Raw genomic sequence first — 2,087 nt, forward strand, 5'->3', positions numbered from 1 at the left:
GCTTTTCGACTAGCTGCGATCGCACCTCGACTCAACTTGATAAAAGACACCAAACTCACATCGCCACAAGCCAAAACCAACTGAGAAATTAAGTGTTGTTCAATTTCCGAACGGTGAGACAAATCAGTTTTTTCATTTTAGATACACTCACACTTAAACAATGAAGCCTTGAGAAACTTATCAGTTTTCACTTTTATCGTAAATTAAAGAGTTTAAGACCCGCAACGTCAACACGTAGTTCAGTTTCAGTCGGGGTTTAAATCCTCGTACTTCGGCTACGCGAAGTTTCCGTCTGAAACTCTCTTCAATTTTGAATACAACGACTTGCTCAGTACAAGTTTTGAATACTTCGGCTACGCTCAGTACAAGTTTTGAATTTTGAATTTTTAATTCCCTATCTATTACTTTTACTTTAATAGATGTGAACTTTTGATGATTTGATTCTAAGTACAGCTTTGCGTAAAATCGTGGCGAATTGAGGGTTGAAATTTAAACGCAGAGGGGAGGCAGGGCGTTGCGGGGGTTCCCACGCCACTTGCTTTATGCAGGTGTTCCCGTCCACCGCAGTGGCTCCCCGTTGTAGCGACTGCCGTCGCGCAGAGGTAAGCGCAAAGGTACGCAGAGAATTCGCTACGAATTAATGAAATGTTGTACTAAGTTAACCTAACTGTTGTATCAGCTTTCTTGCCACAGATGCGATCGCTTCCCAATTCCCCTCTGTGACAAGCTTTTTGGGAAATAATTCCCCGCTCAAACCGACAGCGATCGCTCCGGCTTGTAAAAATTCTTTGGCATTTTCCAAAGTCACGCCGCCAGTAGGAATTAAGGGAATCTCACCTAGTGGCCCTTGCAAACTTTTAATATAATCTACCCCTCCCACTGCTTGCACGGGAAACACTTTTACACAACTAGCGCCCTGACTCCAGGCGGTAACAATTTCTGTAGGAGTCATAGCTCCTGGGATGATAGGCACATTTTTTTCTTGTGCTGCTTGAATCATTGCGGAGTCAACGTGGGGTGTAAAGAGGAATTGCGCCCCAGATGCGATCGCTTCTTCTAGCTGCTGCACATTGAATAGCGTACCAGTGCCAATAGTACAGGCTGGTAATTCTGACCGTAGTTGAGTGATTAATTCCCCAGCCCGCGAACTATTCCAGGTAATCTCAATTAACTGCATTCCCCCAGATGCTACAGCCATTGCCATTTGCTGTCCCACTTCGATTTTAGGGGCGCGGATGACTGCGATCGCACGATGTTTTTGCAATTGTGATAACCAAATTTGATTAGGCATTTTGACTGGGAATTAGGGATTAGGGATTGGGGATTGGGCTAATACAAGCAAATTTTCTCACTTACCAGTCCCCATTCCCCAATACAAGCGTGACATAGTAACAGCGAACGGCTTTCAAACTTGCTTCTTGTATCAAGTTATGAGATATTAAAAACGGCAGTAAGTTTATCGAATTACCGTAGTTTAAAATAAATACCTCAGCTTTTGGAACTAAAGGAGTAATTAAAATGACAATTGCACGACAAAACCCAGCAGGATATTTACCAATTAGCATTCATGATTCCGAAAGCATGGAAATAGGCAGCCTGTGGAAGCTTGTCCGACTAGGTGCAGTACAAATAAACGGATTTTGGTGGCGGACTAAGGCATACGGAACGATTTTAGGGGTTATGTTGCTAACCTTGGTGAGCCTGATTTTCCTAAGTATGCATTGGTCTTACCGAAGACTGTTCCCATTTCTCAGCCATTGAGTCATTAACTACGCTCGTCCTATACATCGCCTAATTTTGCTTCCTTTACATTACTTTAGAGACAGCCATTAAAAACTCAGCTTAATTCTTCTAGTAGAGGAGAGAGCTACTTAAAAATGCATATACTGCAATTACCAAGCAATAGTTTGATAAGCGCCTAGTTAAAGACCAACTAGGAGCTTTTTTTTATTGATTATCTAGCTTAATAGGGTTCAAGAGGCAGGAGAACGGCGTACTTCCAAGCTTGTAGTTGTAGACTCCGGTGCAGACCAATGCATACTTAGGAAAATCAGGCTCACCAAGGTTAGCAACATAACCCCTAAAAT

General features: G+C 42.7%; 2 protein-coding genes and 1 pseudogene. 1 reads left to right on the plus strand and 2 read right to left on the minus strand.

The window, feature by feature from the left end:
- Together LC574_RS37280 and LC574_RS37285 are read right to left on the minus strand one after the other, a co-directional pair.
- A pseudogene (locus LC574_RS37280) lies at positions 1 to 125 on the minus strand (MerR family transcriptional regulator); the annotation flags it as partial.
- A 533-nt stretch (positions 126 to 658) separates the two neighbouring features.
- On the minus strand, positions 659 to 1,291 hold the full coding sequence (locus tag LC574_RS37285) for a bifunctional 4-hydroxy-2-oxoglutarate aldolase/2-dehydro-3-deoxy-phosphogluconate aldolase (protein WP_229458648.1): 633 nt from the start codon (positions 1,289 to 1,291) through the stop codon (positions 659 to 661).
- Between the two features lie 227 nt (positions 1,292 to 1,518).
- On the opposite strand from LC574_RS37285, the gene LC574_RS37290 reads away from it, so the two are divergent.
- A complete protein-coding gene (locus tag LC574_RS37290) occupies positions 1,519 to 1,761 on the plus strand; it encodes a hypothetical protein (RefSeq protein WP_229458649.1) in 243 nt (80 codons plus the stop codon).
- The last annotated feature ends 326 nt before the right edge of the window (positions 1,762 to 2,087 follow it).

Source organism: Nostoc sp. CHAB 5715, from assembly GCF_020829685.1.
Lineage (GTDB): Bacteria > Cyanobacteriota > Cyanobacteriia > Cyanobacteriales > Nostocaceae > Nostoc.